The following is a 15,639-nucleotide window of genomic DNA, read 5'->3' as shown; positions in this document are numbered from 1 at the left end:
TGCTCAACCAACGTATCACCGCAAGAAAGGGGCACAAATAGGAGCCAAGCGAGGAATCTGTCGCCACATTTCTTAATGGGCAACAATTGGCCTAGTTGGCTGCGTTTGTTCACGGGTTCTCGGTAATTGCCGCTTTTGCGAGGCGGACCATGAGTTTAGCAGCCTGCGGTGAGAGCGGGCGGCTTGGCGGACAGAGAAGAAGCCTGCCAAAAAGCGCGCGATACGGCTCCTCGCGCAGAAGCGCGCGGGCCTTCGCTTTGCGCCACATAACCGCCTTATTGTGCAGGTCGGGCAGGTCAGAATCGGCGGTCAGCTCGGCGAGGCGCGCCTGCGTGCCCGCATCGTGGCGACGGATCGAATCGTCCTCCACGTCCGAGAAATTCCGCTCCACCCAGTAGGACATGTCGAAGGCCCCGGCCTGTCGGTTCGACCGGCCACGGTCGCATTTCACGAGGTAGCCCTCCATCGACCCCAGCGGATAATGGTTGAGCTGCACAAGATCGTAAGGCGCGCTGCCGGGCGGGGTGAACAGCTTCTGGCGCTGATACTGCGGTGGCAGTTTGCGCCCCGATCCGTCGACCCAGAGCGTGCCCGCCAGCTTGTCGTCCTGTGGCGCGCGGGGGCGGTGGACGCCGAGCTTGGCATAGGCGCCGGTATTGGCAAACAGCGTCTTGAACATCGACGCGCGCCACGGCCAGAGCATGTCCGGCGGCGCGCAGCGGGGGAACTGTTGCGTGACGGGGCGATCCTCGAAGCCGACCACGCGGCAATTGCCGAACAGCCGCCATGTCATCGCGAAAGCGGTCGCCTGCGGGACGGCCTCGATCAGCGCGCCAAGCGTGCCGTCGCCGGTTTTTATGGTGACGAACTCGTCAACGTCGATCACCGCGATCCAGTCGGCCTGAGCCACCAGCGGATGCGCATCGGCCTGTTTCAGCGCCGCCCACTGCGGGCCTTGCTTCCACGGGCCGGGATTGGGCACATGGGTCAGCCAGCCGATCTCCTGCAGCCGATCCAGCATCGCATCGGTGCCGTCGTCGCAGTCATTGGAAAAGACGAGGAAATCCGTGAAGCCGATGGCGCGGTGATGGGCCAGCCATTCCAGCAGAAACGGGCCTTCATTCTTGACGGATGTGATCGCGAGCGCACGCATTTCGCCACTGTAGTGAGGCCGCGCGCGCCCGCAAGTGTCTGGGATCACACGGCGACGTGGCGCGGCAGGGCGGCCACGCTTGCCGCGATTTCCTCGGTGCCGTCGGTCAGCTCCAGAATTTCGTGGCTGATCTCGGGTGCGTCGATCAGGGCCGCCAGCACAGCCGCGACATGGCCACGCGCGACCGAGCCGTAATCGAGCGCATGGGCCAGCGCCACGCGCCCGTCGCCGTCCTCATCCATCAAGGTGCCGGGGCGCAGGATGACATAGTCGAGCCCGCTCGCGACCACGGCGGCATCGGCCGTCTTCTTCGCCAGCATGTAATGCTCGAACCCCGGCTTGATCTCCTTGCCGCGCCCGGCATCGGGGAAGACCGAAACGAGGTAAAGCCGAGGCACGCTCATCCGGTTCATCGCGGCGATCACGTCGAGCGGCGCCTCGCCGTCGATCCGGGTGGTGCGCTCGAGGCCGGAGCCCGCAGCCCCCGCCGAGAAGACAACCGCGTCATGGCCCTCGAACATCGGTTCGAAATCGCCTGCGGTCAGTTCCATCAGGTCGCCTTGCACGGGCGTCGCGCCCATCGCGCGGAGGCTGTCGGCCTGCTCGGGTTTGCGATGCAGCGCGGTGACCTCGTGTCCTGCCTCGATCAGAAGCGGGACCAGCCGATGCCCGACGCCGCCTGTCGCGCCGATGACGAAAATGCGTGCCATGTTCTCGTATCCTTTCCTTTGCTTGGAGAGCTAGGTCAGGACGCGCAGGGGTAAAGGCGCCGCGCTTAGTGCGTGGCCTCGTCGGGGGCGTCGACGGTGAAGAAGAAGTCGTGGGGCAGATCGCGGGCGTGCAGGTCGTCGGGGATCACATGCGGGCCGGTGTTGAACACGGCCGAGCCGAAGACATGCAGCATCCGCGAGAGCGCCTCGAACCGCTCTGAGGTCAGGGTCTCGTAGAACTCGCGCTGATCGGGGCGCGCCATCAGCTCCTCGATCTTGGCGCGGTGGCAGGCGGCAGCGTGATTGTGGGCCGCGGCGATCTCGGGATCGGCCATCATGCGGTCGAACTCGGCGCGGGCGGCGGGCAGCATCCGCTGGATCGAGCGATCCTCGACCGCGTTATGGTTCATCCGGAACCAGTAGTTCAGCCCCTGATCGCGATCGACATGGTTCACCCGGCCGCGGTCGCGCTTCACGAGGAAGCTCTCGGCCGAGCGCACCGCGTAATGGTTAAGCTGCACCCAGTCATAGCCATAGGTGTCGAGCGTCGAGCGCCAGCCATTGCGGAACATCTCGCGCGGCATCGGCTGACCCGAACCGTTGAGCCAGTTCACCTGATCCCAGAGATCCGGGTTCAGCCCCTTGGGCCGGTGGACGCCCAGTTTCTTGTAGAGCGCGATATTGCGAAACAGTGTCTTGAAGCCCCAGGCCTGATGCGGTTTGCGCACGATCTCGGGGGCGCAGCGGGTGAATTGCCCGGTGATGAAGCTGTCCTCGAATGCGTGGACATCCGCATTGCCGAAGAGCCGCCAGGTGAGCGCGATCATGTTCGCCTCGCCCATCGCCTCGTAGAGCGATTTCAGCGTGCCGTCGCCGATCTTCACATTGATGAACTCGTCCACATCCATGCAAATCGACCAGCCCGCCTTGGTGATCACCGGCTCATTTTCCGCCGCCGCCAGCGCCGCGTGCTGCGGCTTCATGTCGACCATGGTGCGGAACGGGTTCTCGCGGTGTTGGACGTAGCCCTTGGCCTGCAGCAGATCGAGCATCGTATCGGTGCCGTCGGTGCAGTCGTTCGTATAGACGAGGAAATCATCCACCCCGATCGCGCGGTGATAGGCGATCCATTCGAGGATGAAGGGGCCTTCGTTCTTCATCGTGGTGACGATGGCGGTGCGACCTGCCTCGACCGCCTGCGCGGGCGCGTCCTTCACCTTGGAGACCGGCGGGCGCACGGGCTTGAACCCCCAAATGTCGCGCGACAGGTGCAGCAGGCGTTCATCCTCGACCAGCGAGGTCTTGGGCGCGAGTTCCGCAGGCGAGGTGCCCGGCACCCGCAGCGCCATCGCGCGCCAGAAGCCGTAGGTCAGCCCCGGATCGGGGCGGCAATAGCTGACCCGCAGCAGGCGCCATGTATTCTCCAGCCCGGCCTTTTGCGGCGCGCAGCCCCAGCGCGCGATACCGCGCCGGGCGTCGAACTGGCGACAGATATGGTCGGGGAAGCGCGCGGGCTGATCGTTGCGCACGCGCCAAGGGTAGATGCGGCGGCCCACCAGAAGGATCACGCCGTTCTCGGCAGCCTGCGTGGCCTCGAAAGCCGACGGCTGGCCCGGCTCGCGCGCGGCCAGCAGATCGGTCACGTCGAGCACCAGCACCGAGGCCGCCTTCGCAAAGAAGCGCCATTTCGCGATCTCGAAGATCAGTGCCTGACCCAGAGGGCTGCGCTGCGGATCGGGGGCAGGCGGCTCCATCCGGTCCTTGCCGGGTGCGTCGGGCGCGAGGAAGACATGGTTTTCCGGCCCCTGATCGAGCTTGCCCAGCGGCAGCGGGCTTTCCAAGATCGCGACCGGCAGGTCCAGCTCGCGCAGCGCCATGCCGGCCTCCAGTGCATCGGCGAAACTCTCACCGGTGCCTGCGGGGCTGTCCACGGGCGCGCGGTTCACGATCACCGCGCCGGTCGCGCCGTGATGGTCGTGATGCCAGCTCAGCCAATCGAGCACCGTCTCGACGCTTTCCTCCAGCCGCAGCCCGAACAGGCAGTTGCGGCCTTCGAACATCTCCCAATCGGGGCTAGCCGGGGTGATCTCGCGGAGGCTTGGCCCGTCTGGCCCGGACATCGCGGCCTGAATCGGGCCCGGCTCAGTCGGCTCGTAGATTGCCATCACCGCGCCCGCGACATTGCGGCCCTCGGCCAGATGCGCGGCCCCGGCAACGGCATCGAAGCTGAGATCCTCGGCCTGAGACGGCGCGGCGAAGAAGGCGCGCAGATGGTGACGGGGCCCGAGATCGGTCTCCTCGGTCCAGCCCACCGCGTCGAGCAGCGCGGGCTTGCCCGTTTGCGCCTGCATCCTGCGCCGGATCACTCGTTGCTTGCCCATATCGATCTCGAAACTGCCTCTCGTTCCAACTAGCACGCAGGGGGTGACGCGATAAAGAGCGCGCAATCGCCGCCGACCCGATTCCGGGCCGCACCTGTCCGGGTCACGATTTCGCCTCCGAACGGGGCGATTTCGCGCGGTGGGAATGGCGAAACCGGGGCAATTGCGGAGGCGCGCGCGCAAGACCGGATGGGACGGAAAGAAAAAGGCACTGAAGGTTCGGTCGGGGCGACTCGCTCGCGTGATCGCGCCGTGTGCTTTGAGAGCCCGAAAAGACAGGTCAGAAGGCGGGGCGTCAGGCTTCTGGTAAGGTTTTCCTCACACGCGGCTCACCGACCCTGCCAGAAACGTGACCATTGGAACAGTTTGTCGCAGTTCAAACCGGATGAATTTTGACCTAAGTCAAGTTCAGCACACGGATACTCCCATATCACAAGTGCATCGGGTTCTTGATCTCCCTGACGCGGCCCAAACCGCACAGAACCCGACCAGAGGAACAGACGTTCTCCCTCGTCTTTTCCCCAAAATGCGCCGCGGGTCTCCCTCCCGCGGCGCTTTAATTTTTCCTCCCCTCGAAATGCACGAGCCACCCGCGACGGGCCATGAAAAAACCCTCCCGATGAGGGGAGGGTTCAAACCATCTCGCGATGCTCGGGCGGTTATTTCGCCGGCGCGATCATCATCACCATCTGGCGGCCTTCGAGCTTGGGCATGTTCTCGACCTTGCCCAACTCGCCCACATCGGTGCGGACGCGGTTGAGAAGCTCGAGACCCAGATCCTGGTGCGCCATTTCGCGACCGCGGAAGCGCAGGGTGACCTTCACCTTGTCGCCGTTCTCGAGGAACTTCACCACGTTGCGCATCTTGACGTCATAGTCGTGCACATCGGTGCCCGGGCGGAATTTGACTTCCTTGATTTCGATCGTCTTCTGCTTCTTGCGGGCTTCGGCTTCGCGCTTTTGCTGTTCGTATTTGAACTTGCCGAAATCCATGATCTTGCAGACGGGCGGATTGGCGTTGGGCGAGATCTCGACGAGATCGAGCCCGGCCTCTTCGGCCATGGTCATCGCTTCGCGCGGGGTAACCACGCCGACATTCTCGCCTTCCGCGCCAATGAGTCGAATCTCGTTCGCGCGGATACGGCCGTTCACTCGGGGGCCGGTGTCACGGGTCGGCGGGGCGTTATGGGGTCTGCGGGCTATGGTGGGAATCCTTCTGTAGCCATTGAGTAATTTCGGGCGGAAAAGATAGTCCCGAGTGCCGCCGTATTCAACCGCAAAGGCACGGGAACCGGGCAGGGAGGAAACGCGTTGTGTCCTGCCGGGCAGGGCAAAGGCGTTTGCGGCGCGATTGCGGTCCGTGTGCGTGGCTGTGCCCAGTGGTCGAGCCGGGGTGAATAGCGCCCGCAGAGAGAGACAATCAAGGGAAAAAGCGTGATGAACAAGATTGTGGCAGCGGCGATCGTGGTGTTGGCGGTGGCCGCCGGATTGATCATCCTCAATACCGATATCACAGACTCGCCCGACGCAACCGATACGACGACAAACGCAGCGGCTGGCACTGAGACCGGCGACAAGAGCATGGCGGACAAGGCCAGCGATGCGGTGAAGTCTGCGGGCGAGTCGGTGAAAGCCGCCGCCGACAAGGCGAGCCAGGCGGCGTCCGACGCGGCCGATAGCGTGAAGGAAAAGGCCTCGGGCGCGATGGATGCGGGCTCGAACGCGGCGGCGGATGCCGCCGATGCGGCGAAAGAGGCTGCGCAGAGCGGGGCCGAGCAGGCGCAAAGCGCCGCCTCCGACGCCGCCCAACGCGCTGCCGACACCGTCTCGAAAGCGACCGAAACCGCGCAGCAGGCGGCGAGCGACGCGAGCGATGCGGCCAAGGACGCCGCCTCCGCTGCAAGCAAGGCCGCGACAGCCACGATGGATTCCTCAAGCGATACGGCCAGCGCGGCTGCCACCGATGCCGCGAAGGCTGCAACGACGGCGGCGGAAGCGGCCGCGAAAGCTGCGAATGCGGCTGCCTCGGCGGCCAGCGGCGCGCAAGAGGAGGCGACCGATAGCGCGGTCGAAGGCGCGAGCACGGCGGCGAAAGCGGCAGCCGATGCCGCCAGCCAAGCCGCCAATGCCGCAGCCGACGCCGCAGCCGCTGCGACCAATGCCGCACAGTCGGCGGCCCCCGCAGGCACTGCGAGCGGTGGCGACACCCAGAAGCCGGTGCCGGCGCAGGGCGTGATGAGCGCGGCGAAGGCGCTGACCGTGGAAGGGTTCGACGCGGACCGGGTGATGGATATCGTCGACACGTCCGAGCTGCCCGAAGCGACGAAGGCGCAATTGCGCACTGCGGTGCAGAGCGCACGCGACAATCCGCAACTTGTCGAAGGTGTGGTCGATCAGATCCGTGCGGCGCTGGGCTTCTGAGCCAAGCCGCCAACTGCCAGAACGCCAAGGGCCGCGCGACATTCCCTCGCGCGGCCCTTTTCTTTGCGATCCGCCCGGTCGGGTGGGAACGTCTGCGCAAAGCCTCGCGTTCGCTCTTCAACGAAAGGAGCCCTCCATGAGCACCCGTCTCGAATTGCAGAGCATTTCTCCCGTCACCCATGACACGCATCACCTCGTCTTCCCGCGCCCCGAAGGGTTCGACTTCGCGCCCGGTCAGGCGGTCGATCTGAACCTAACTCGCGAAGGCTGGACCGACGAGCAGCGCCCCTTCACCTTCACCAACCCGGTAGATGGCGACACGCTTGAATTCGTCATCAAGAGCTATCCCGACCATGATGGCGTCACCGAGCAGATCGCGACGCTCACGCCCGGCGAGACTGTCGAGGTCTCCGACCCGTGGGGCGCGATCAAGGATGAAGGCCCTGGCACTTTCATCGCAGGCGGGGCAGGGGTGACGCCCTTTATCTCGATCCTGCGCGCGCGTCTGGCCCGCGAAGGGACGCTCGAAGGCTGCCGCCTGATCTTCTCGAACAAGACGGAAGCCGACATCATCCTGCGCGACGAGTTCGAGGCGATGAAGGGGCTGGACACAGTCTGGACCGTCACAGACCAGAGCGATCCCGGCAAGGGCGTCGTTTCGATGCATGTCGATCGCGGCTTCCTCGCGCCCTTCGTCGAGAAGGAGAGCGGCAAGTTCTACATCTGCGGTCCCGACAAGATGGTCGACGAGATCGAGGCCACGCTGAAAGACCTCGGCGTGACGGAAGACCGCATCATCCGCGAGGATTTCGACTGAGGTTGTCCGATCACGTCTAAGTGGCCTGTGACCGCGCGCCCTGCGCCTTCCCGCCCCCTTGCCCCCGGTGAGGGGGCGGCCTAGTTTGCCCTCGCGCAAATTTTTGCCGAGAACAGGCGACAGACAAGCCGGGGGTCCGCACGCATGAGCGAGAAACGCAGCATCTTCGAGGAAGTTGGATCGGAGGGCACCACCACGCGGGCCGAACCCAAGGGCGGCATGATCGACGCAAAGCCGCGTGGTGCGCGCCGGGCGATCCGGATGTGGCTGTTCGTGCTGTTCACGCTGGTCGTGGCGATGATCGCCGTGGGCGGGGCCACGCGCCTCACCGATAGCGGGCTGTCGATCACGCGCTGGGATCCGATCTCGGGGGCGATCCCGCCGATGAGCGATGCGGATTGGCAGGCGGAATTCACCCATTACAAAGCCAGCCCGCAGTTCAAATACATGAACCCCGACATGACCGTGTCCCAGTTCAAGGGCATCTTCTGGTGGGAATGGGGGCATCGCCAGCTGGGCCGCCTGATCGGCATGGTCTGGTTCATCGGCTTCATCGGCTTCTGGCTGACGAAGAAGATCCCGACCGGGTGGACGGGTCGACTGTTCAGCCTCGGGATATTGGGCGGTCTGCAAGGCGCGATCGGCTGGTGGATGGTGTCTTCGGGCCTCGTGGGGCGGATGACGTCAGTCGCGTCCTACAGGCTGGCCACGCACCTAGGCCTCGCCTTCATCATCCTCGGCCTGATCGCCTGGTTCGCCCTACAGCTTTCGCGCCCGGAATCGGCGCTTCTGCAGGCCCGCCGCCTGGCCGAGCCGCGCCTGACCCGGATCGGCTCGGTGCTGATCGGGCTCGTGTTCGTGCAGATCATCCTCGGTGCGCTGACCGCGGGGATCGACGCAGGGCTCGCTTTCCCAACATGGCCCTCGATGAACGGGCAGTTCCTGCCCTCCGAGAGCTTCGATTACACGCCGATCTGGCGCAACTTCTTCGAGAACCCGGCGCTGGTGCAATTCCTGCACCGCATGGTCGGCTATCTCGTCTTCGCCTCCGGCCTTTACGCCGCATGGCGCGCGCGCAGCTCGGCCCATCCGCGCACCAAGGAGGCCTTCGCGCTGATGGCGGCGATGATCTTCTTCCAGATGGTGCTGGGCATCACCACCGCGCTTGAACTGGTGAACTACTGGTGGCTGGGCCTCATCCACCAATTCGGTGCTATCATCACTTGGGTCCTCGTGATCCGCGCGCGTCACATGGCGCGCTTCCCCCTTGTTCGTTCCATCCGGGAGGGCCGCGTATGAGCGCCTATCAGGACCTGCTCGCGCATCAGCGCGAAACCGAAGCGCTGGGCAATATCGCCGGGCTGCTAAGCTGGGACCAGGAGGTGATGATGCCGCGCGGCGCCGCCGATCAGCGCGCCGAGGAATCCGCCGCGCTGGAATCGGTGCTGCATGCGCGCCGCACCGATCCGCGCATCGAGGACTGGCTGGCCCGCGCCGAGGCCGACGATGCCGTCAGCGCGCGTGTCCTCGATCTGGTGGGGCGCAGTTACAACCGCGCGACCCGCATCCCGGCGCGCCTTGCGACCGAGATGGCGCGTCTGACCTCGCTATCCCAAGGCATCTGGGCCGAGGCCCGCGCCAATGAGGATGCCTCCGCCTTCCTGCCGACGCTGGAAGAGGTCGTGCGCCTCAAGCGCGAAGAGGCGGAATGCCTGTCCGAGGGCAATCTCTACGATGCGCTGCTCGACGACTATGAGCCGGGCGCGACGTCGAAGGAAATCGCCACCGTCTTCGACCGGATGCGCGGCCCGCTGGTGGAGCTGCGCGACCGGGTGCTGGGCTCGGAGGTCTCGCCGCAGCCCTTCGACAAGGTCTTCCCCGAGAACGCGCAACTGCGGCTCGCGCGCAAATGCGCCTCCGCCTTTGGTTATGACTGGACGCGCGGGCGGCTCGATATGTCGGTGCACCCGTTCTCCTCGGGCGGCGGCGACGATGCGCGCATCACGACGCGGATTTCCGAGGCCGAACCCTTCGGCAATATCTACTCGACGATCCACGAGGTCGGCCACGCCACTTACGAGCAGGCGATCAACCCGGCCTATCGTTTCACGCCGCTGGGCCATGGCGTCTCGATGGGCGTGCATGAGAGCCAGAGCCGGATCTACGAGAACCAGCTGGGCCGTTCGGCCCCGTTCACCGGCTGGCTGCATCAGCGCATGACCGATGCTTTCGGCGATCTCGGCATGGATACGGAGGCCTTCCACGCGCTGGTCAACCGCGTCGATATGGGTTTCATTCGCACGGAATCGGACGAGCTGAACTACAATCTGCACATCATGCTGCGCTTCGATCTGGAGCGCGATCTGATCTCGGGCAAGCTGGAGGTCGCGGATCTCGAAGAGGCATGGAATGCCCGTTTCGAGCAGGATTTCGGTGTGAAGGTCACCAAGCCCAGCCAAGGCTTCCTGCAGGATGTGCATTGGTCGGTGGGGCTGTTCGGTTACTTCCCGACCTATGCGCTGGGCAATGTCTATGCGGGCTGTCTGGACGAGGCGATGCGCGCGGTCACGCCCGGCATCGACGCGGCACTCGCCGAGGGCGATGCCAGCCCCGCGAAGCAATGGCTCGACGAGAACCTGCGGGTGTTCGGTGGACTGCGCACACCCCGCGAGACCATCCAACATGCCTGCGGTTTCGAGCCGATCGAAACGCCGCTGCTGGCTTATCTCTCGCGGAAATTCGAGGGCATCTACAAGCTGTGAGCCGCAGCGCTTGCTGAGAGGGCAGGCGCCTCCGGCGGGGATATTTGGATCGAGAAGAAGGGGCGCACCGCCCCTTCATCGATCTCAGTCCTGCTCGGCGGTCTCGAGTTTCTCCAGCGCCGCCATCCAGAGCGCCTCGGCCTTCTCCATCGCCTTGGTTGCCTCGGTGTGCTTGGCCTGCCAGATCGCGAGATCTCGGGCTTTTTCAGGCTCGTAGAGCGTGGGATCGGCGAGTTTCGCGTCGAGCTTCTCGAGCATGTCGCTCAGCTTCTCGACCCGGGCCTCGCAGTCGCGGACCTCGCGCTTCATCGTGGTCATTGCACAGCGCGACGGTTTCGCGGCTTTCGGTGCGGCCGACTTCGCGGGCTTGTCCTCGGGCGGCGGTGCCAGCAACTCCGCGCGGTAGCTTTCCAGATCGCCCTGATAGGGCGCCACCGCGCCGCCCTTGACCAGCCAGAGCCGGTCGGCCACCAGCCCCAGCAGATGCATGTCGTGGCTGACAAGGATCACCGCGCCGGAATATTCGGTGAGCGCGGTGACCAGCGCCTCGCGGCTCTCGATGTCGAGGTGGTTGGTCGGCTCGTCGAGGATCAAGAGATGCGGCGCATCGAGCGTCGCCAGCAACAGCGACAGCCGCGCCTTCTGCCCGCCCGAGAGCTTGCCTACCGCCGTCTCCGCCTGATCCGCGCCGAGGCCGAAGCCCGCAAGCCGCGCGCGCAGCTTGGCGGGATGCTCGTCGGGGCGCTCGCGCTTGAGATGGGTGAGCGGCGTCTCTTTCAGGTCCAGCTCGTCGACCTGATGCTGCGCGAAATAGCCGATCCGCAGCTTGGACGAGCGCGTGATCTTGCCGTCCATCACCTGAAGTTTGTCCGCCAAGAGCTTGGAAAGGGTGGATTTCCCCTCACCGTTCCGGCCCAGCAGCGCGATCCGGTCGTCCTGATCGATGCGCAGGTTGAGCTGCTTGAGGATCGCGGGCCCGCCATAGCCCACGGCGGCACCTTCCATCGCGATGATCGGCGGCGAGAGCTGTTCCGGCGCGGGGAAGGTGAAAACCTGTTTCGCCGCTTCTTCCGGGGCGGTGATCGGCTCCATCTTCTCGAGCATCTTGACGCGCGCCTGCGCCTGCTTGGCCTTGGTGGCCTGCGCGCGGAAGCGATCCACGAAGCCTTGCAGATGGGCGCGGCGGGCCTCCTGCTTCTTGGCTTGGGCTGCCTGTGCTTCGCGGCGCAGCCGGCGGGTGCGCGCAAACGTGTCGTAACCGCCTTGATAAAGCGTGAGTTGCCGATCCTCGAGATGCAGGATCGAGCCCACCGCGCGGTTGAGCAGATCGCGGTCGTGGGAGATCACGATCACCGTATGCGGGTAGCGCATCAGATAGCTTTCCAGCCAGAGCGCGCCTTCGAGGTCGAGATAGTTCGTCGGTTCGTCCAGAAGCAGCAGATCGGGCTGCGCGAACAGCACGCCCGCCAGCGCCACGCGCATCCGCCAGCCGCCGGAGAAATCCGAGCAGGGGCGCTTTTGCGCCTCCATGTCAAAGCCGAGGCCCTTCAGGATGGCGCTCGCTCGCGCCTCGCCGGACCACGCGTCGATATCGACCAGCCGCGTCTGCACCTCGGCGATGCGATGCGCGTCGGTCGCCGTCTCGGCCTCGGCCAGAAGGCTCGCACGTTCCTCATCGGCGGCCAGCACCGTATCGAGCAGCGAGGTCGAAGAGGACGGCACTTCCTGCGCCACGCCGCCGACCCGGGCGCGCGAGGGCAGGCCGATCTCGCCGCCATCCAGCGTCAGCTCGCCCCGGATCAGCCGGAACAGTGTCGTCTTGCCCGCGCCGTTGGGGCCGACGAGGCCGACCTTGTGGCCTTCGGGAATGGTGGCGGAGGCGTTCGCAAAGAGCGGACGGCCTTCGATCGAAAAGGAGATATCGGAGATGCGCAACATGGGGCCTGACTTGGCGCAGGGGCGGGCAACAGTCAATCGCTGCTGCGCGCCGCGGCCCCTTCGGCTTGGCAAAAATATCCCCGCCGGAGGCATCGGCGGGCGCAAACCCGCGCAACGACCTGCCGATCGGCCTTGACCAAACGGTCACAAACCCAATCTAGAGTCGCCGCAGCCCCGCCCATGAGGGCTTTTCAAGGCTTCCCCTGCATGGTAGCAGGCGCGGCAGATATTTCGGACCGGATACCGGCCACGAACCACAAGGAAAGGGTCACACATGGCCATCGAACGCACGCTGAGCATCATCAAACCCGACGCGACCAAGCGCAACCTCACCGGCAAGATCAACGCCAAGTTCGAGGAAGCAGGTCTGCGCATCGTCGCGCAGAAGCGCATCCAGCTGACCATGGATCAGGCCGGCAAGTTCTACGAAGTCCACAAAGAGCGCCCCTTCTACGGCGAACTGTGCGAGTTCATGGCGTCCGAGCCGGTCGTCGTTCAGGTGCTCGAGGGTGAAGGCGCGATCGCCAAGAACCGCGAAGTGATGGGCGCGACCAACCCGGCGGAAGCCGACGAGGGCACCATCCGCAAGGAATACGCGCTCTCCGTGGGTGAGAACTCGGTGCACGGCTCCGACGCTCCGGAAACCGCTGCGGAAGAAATCTCGTTCTTCTTCTCGGGTCTCGAGATCGTCGGCTGATCTAGCGTTTCGCGATCAGACCAATTTCCGAGAGGGCCGCGTCCAGCCGGGCGCGGCCCTTCTCTTTTGCGGAAGGCGCGGCGCTGTCGCTCGCCGCGATCCGCGCCTTAAGTGCATCGAATTTCTTGCGGAATTCGGCCTTCTCGGCGCCGCGGCAGTCGTTCCACGGGCGCCCTTGCAGCGCCATGTGCAGCGCGTAGTAGCCGATGAAATGGGCGGGGTTCCCCACCTCGATCCAGGCGGCATAGGCGGCGTCCGCGCCGATCTCGCGCAGCTCCTCGGCCGAGGTGATCCCGGCGCGGATAAAGCCCTCGGCGGTGGCGGGGCCGATCCCCTTGATGGAAGTGAGAGAAGTGCTCATCGTGCCGGACTGTCCTTCGGGGCGCGCGGTATCAGTGTCGCGCGGGCTGGCGTCGGGACAGTTTGAGGCTGGACTTCGCGCCACGCAAGAGCGGCGCGAAGAGAGATCGAATGGGAGGCGGCGCGAAAACCGGCGATGAATGAAGATGCCGGTTGCGGGGCCTGCCTGCGCCGCTATCATAGCGACGCGAGAAAGGGCGTCAGATGGACGCCCAGTCGTCGAATACGGTGCCGTTCTGTTGGGTCGTATTGCCCGTTTGGCCTTGTTGCTGGCCAGGACGGTTCGTGCCGCCTTGCTGTTGCTGGCCTGATTGAGTGCCCGATTGCTGTTGCATGACCTAAGCCTTGTGATGAGTCGCGTTTAGCGGGGTCTTCCCGTTGGTGCGACAAGTAGACACAGGCTCTCGCCGGGAAAAGGGGTGGTCAAGCGAAACTGAATTTTGATCTCTTTGCCGTGAGCGGGTGTCATGAAACTGTGACGTTGCCGCCACGAAAACGCTGCTGCGCACGGCAATGCGTCAGAAATATGGACCTACCGGAGCGTCATGTCGCGGCGGTTATTCCGCGGCGCGTGCGGTTGCGCAGATCGACAGCGGCTGCAGGCCGGGCAGGCTGAGCATCGCCTCCAGCGCGGTGTTGTTGTCGACCAGATCGGCGAGCGTCTTACGGTCCAGCGTCCCGTAGAAGGCTTCGAGCGCATCGGTCAGCGCATCGCGGAACAGGCAGGCATCGCGCAGCGGGCAGGTGTTGGTCTCGGTATCGAAACATTCCGCGAAGGGCAGGGCGGCCTCGAAGGCGCGCAGCACTTTGCCCACGCCGATCTCTTCGGGCGGGCGGGCAAGCTGCATCCCACCAGCGCGACCGCGCAGGGTGGTGATGAAATTCTCGCGTGCGAGCGTGTTGATGACCTGCGCGAGATGGTTCTCGGACGCGTTACAGGCTTCTGCGATCTCGTGTTTGCGCACGGTGCGATGCGGATTGACCGCGCAGAACATCAGCACGCGCATCGCGAGATTGGTTCGTGTGGTCAGACGCATCGCAACTCCTCCAGCTCACGAAGCGGTCATATAGGTAAGTTTACCTCGCAGGTTTGACCTATGTCACGTTCCTTGAAAATTTTCGTCACAGAGCGGGTCTGGCGCAAGCGGGGATCCGCCAGAGGCAATATGCGCGGGACGTAGATGCGCGCTGCGCCCGGCGCGGCGAATGCGTCCATTTGTCAGACTCCTCACACACGGATGCGTGAGTAGATGAGAGGTGTGATCCCGCCGCGTGGGTTGGTCCGGCGCGGCGCGGGTGATCTGATCCGTCGCGTTGTGGGCCGTTCGGCCCCGCGCGGCGATGGCCACCGGGAGGGCAAGATGAGCATTCAAGCTGAGGCACCCGCCGCGCATAGCCGGCTCGAGCATTTTCCGATCACCTTCTATGCGACGACGATGGGGCTCGGGGGCTTCACGCTGGCGCTGCGTGCGGCAGCCAAGCCGCTCGGGCTCGGGCCGTTGCCCTATCAGGTGATGTTCGCGCTAACCGCGACCGTGTTCGTGCTGATCTCTGCCTTCTATCTCGCCAAGGCCGTGCGGCACCCGCAAGCTGTGAGCGCGGAATGGCATCACCCGATCCGGCTGGCCTTCTTCCCGACCGTCGCGATCTCGCTGTTGCTGCTGGCGACCGGGGCGCTGACGGTCTCGACCTCGCTTGCGCTCCTGCTGTGGCTGGCGGGTACGACTCTGCAGGGGATCATGACACTCGCGGTCGTGACCAACTGGATCGGGACGCGCAGTTTCAAACACGGGCAGCTGAACCCGGCATGGTTCATCCCGGCGGTGGGCAATGTGATCGTGCCGGTGGCGGGCGCGCAGCTCGGCTTTATCGAGATTAGCTGGTTGTTCTTCTCGGCCGGGATGCTGTTTTGGCTCGTGCTGCTGACGCTGGTCTTCAACCGGCTGATCTTCCACGATCCCTTGCCGAGCAAGCTGCAGCCGACGCTGGTGATCCTGATCGCGCCGCCCGCGGTGGCCTTCATCGCGTGGCTGCGTCTGACTGGCGAGCAGATCGTGCCCGGGGCAACGGTCGGACATGGCGTTGATCCCTTCGCGCATATCCTGCTGTCGCTGGCCTATGTCTTTGCCGCGCTTGTTGCGGTGCAGCTGCCGCGCATCCTGCGGCTGCCCTTCGCGATGAGTTTCTGGGCGCTGAGCTTCCCCATCGCGGCGCTGACCATCGCGACCTTCCTGCATGCCGAATACGCCCATTCCGAGCCGCATTTGCGCATGGCGGTGGCGTTTCTCGCGATCCTTGCCGTGGTGATCGTCGGCCTCGTCTGGCGCACGGGGCTTGCGATCCTGCGCGGAGAGATTTGCCAGCCGGAGTGAGGGGGCCGCTTTCCAGGTCTGAGATCGCC

Annotated in this window: 13 protein-coding genes; 6 read left to right on the top strand and 7 right to left on the bottom strand. The window is 64.9% G+C overall.

Annotated features, from left to right (window positions below; genetic code table 11):
* Positions 1 to 109 precede the first annotated feature (109 nt).
* The 4 genes from F8R15_RS09850 to infC all read right to left on the bottom strand — a co-directional run bounded on the left by F8R15_RS09850 (position 110) and on the right by infC (position 5,446).
* Complete coding sequence (locus tag F8R15_RS09850) at positions 110 to 1,153, bottom strand: glycosyltransferase family 2 protein (RefSeq protein ID WP_152844448.1); 1,044 nt, start codon at positions 1,151 to 1,153, stop codon at positions 110 to 112.
* A 44-nt stretch (positions 1,154 to 1,197) separates the two neighbouring features.
* Entirely contained in the window at positions 1,198 to 1,863 is a 666-nt protein-coding gene (locus F8R15_RS09845; RefSeq protein WP_152844447.1) for an SDR family oxidoreductase, read from the bottom strand.
* Between the two features lie 65 nt (positions 1,864 to 1,928).
* Positions 1,929 to 4,244 (bottom strand): glycosyltransferase family 2 protein, encoded by a 2,316-nt coding sequence (locus F8R15_RS09840; protein WP_152844446.1) that lies wholly within the window; start codon positions 4,242 to 4,244, stop codon positions 1,929 to 1,931.
* A gap of 659 nt (positions 4,245 to 4,903) precedes the next feature.
* Positions 4,904 to 5,446, bottom strand: coding sequence for a translation initiation factor IF-3 (gene infC, locus F8R15_RS09835; RefSeq protein WP_078540547.1), 543 nt, complete (start codon positions 5,444 to 5,446; stop codon positions 4,904 to 4,906).
* 234 nt (positions 5,447 to 5,680) lie between these two features.
* Here infC and F8R15_RS09830 point away from each other — a divergent pair, with 234 nt between their 5' ends.
* From F8R15_RS09830 to F8R15_RS09815, 4 genes are all read left to right on the top strand, one after another.
* Entirely contained in the window at positions 5,681 to 6,664 is a 984-nt protein-coding gene (locus F8R15_RS09830; protein WP_172976188.1) for a hypothetical protein, read from the top strand.
* Positions 6,665 to 6,800: 136 nt separating this feature from the next.
* Positions 6,801 to 7,481, top strand: a complete 681-nt coding sequence (locus tag F8R15_RS09825; protein WP_152844444.1) for an FAD-binding oxidoreductase — start codon at positions 6,801 to 6,803, stop codon at positions 7,479 to 7,481.
* A gap of 144 nt (positions 7,482 to 7,625) precedes the next feature.
* Positions 7,626 to 8,780: a heme A synthase gene (gene ctaA, locus F8R15_RS09820; RefSeq protein WP_152844443.1), complete on the top strand. Its 1,155-nt coding sequence runs from the start codon at positions 7,626 to 7,628 to the stop codon at positions 8,778 to 8,780.
* The gene (locus F8R15_RS09815) at positions 8,777 to 10,243 is read left to right on the top strand and encodes a carboxypeptidase M32 (RefSeq protein WP_152844442.1); all 1,467 of its coding nucleotides are present in this window, start codon (positions 8,777 to 8,779) and stop codon (positions 10,241 to 10,243) included. The genes ctaA and F8R15_RS09815 overlap by 4 nt, the downstream gene beginning before the upstream one ends.
* Positions 10,244 to 10,327: 84 nt before the next feature.
* On the opposite strand, the gene F8R15_RS09810 is transcribed toward F8R15_RS09815, so the two are convergent.
* On the bottom strand, positions 10,328 to 12,181 hold the full coding sequence (locus tag F8R15_RS09810; RefSeq protein WP_078570894.1) for an ABC-F family ATP-binding cassette domain-containing protein: 1,854 nt from the start codon (positions 12,179 to 12,181) through the stop codon (positions 10,328 to 10,330).
* A 274-nt stretch (positions 12,182 to 12,455) separates the two neighbouring features.
* Here F8R15_RS09810 and ndk point away from each other — a divergent pair, with 274 nt between their 5' ends.
* On the top strand, positions 12,456 to 12,878 hold the full coding sequence (gene ndk, locus F8R15_RS09805; RefSeq protein WP_078520946.1) for a nucleoside-diphosphate kinase: 423 nt from the start codon (positions 12,456 to 12,458) through the stop codon (positions 12,876 to 12,878).
* A gap of 1 nt (position 12,879) precedes the next feature.
* On the opposite strand, the gene F8R15_RS09800 is transcribed toward ndk, so the two are convergent.
* Together F8R15_RS09800 and F8R15_RS09795 are read right to left on the bottom strand one after the other, a co-directional pair.
* Positions 12,880 to 13,239, bottom strand: coding sequence for a TfoX/Sxy family DNA transformation protein (locus tag F8R15_RS09800; protein WP_078549956.1), 360 nt, complete (start codon positions 13,237 to 13,239; stop codon positions 12,880 to 12,882).
* A 556-nt stretch (positions 13,240 to 13,795) separates the two neighbouring features.
* Positions 13,796 to 14,275 carry an Rrf2 family transcriptional regulator gene (locus tag F8R15_RS09795; RefSeq protein ID WP_078520944.1) on the bottom strand — a complete coding sequence of 160 codons (480 nt, stop codon included), beginning with the start codon at positions 14,273 to 14,275 and terminating at the stop codon, positions 13,796 to 13,798.
* Positions 14,276 to 14,599: 324 nt separating this feature from the next.
* On the opposite strand from F8R15_RS09795, the gene F8R15_RS09790 reads away from it, so the two are divergent.
* Positions 14,600 to 15,610: an SLAC1 anion channel family protein gene (locus tag F8R15_RS09790; protein WP_152844441.1), complete on the top strand. Its 1,011-nt coding sequence runs from the start codon at positions 14,600 to 14,602 to the stop codon at positions 15,608 to 15,610.
* Positions 15,611 to 15,639 lie beyond the last annotated feature (29 nt).

This window comes from Thioclava sp. JE_KL1 (assembly GCF_009296265.1).
GTDB lineage: Bacteria > Pseudomonadota > Alphaproteobacteria > Rhodobacterales > Rhodobacteraceae > Thioclava.
This window is presented reverse-complemented; position numbering and strand designations above follow the sequence as displayed.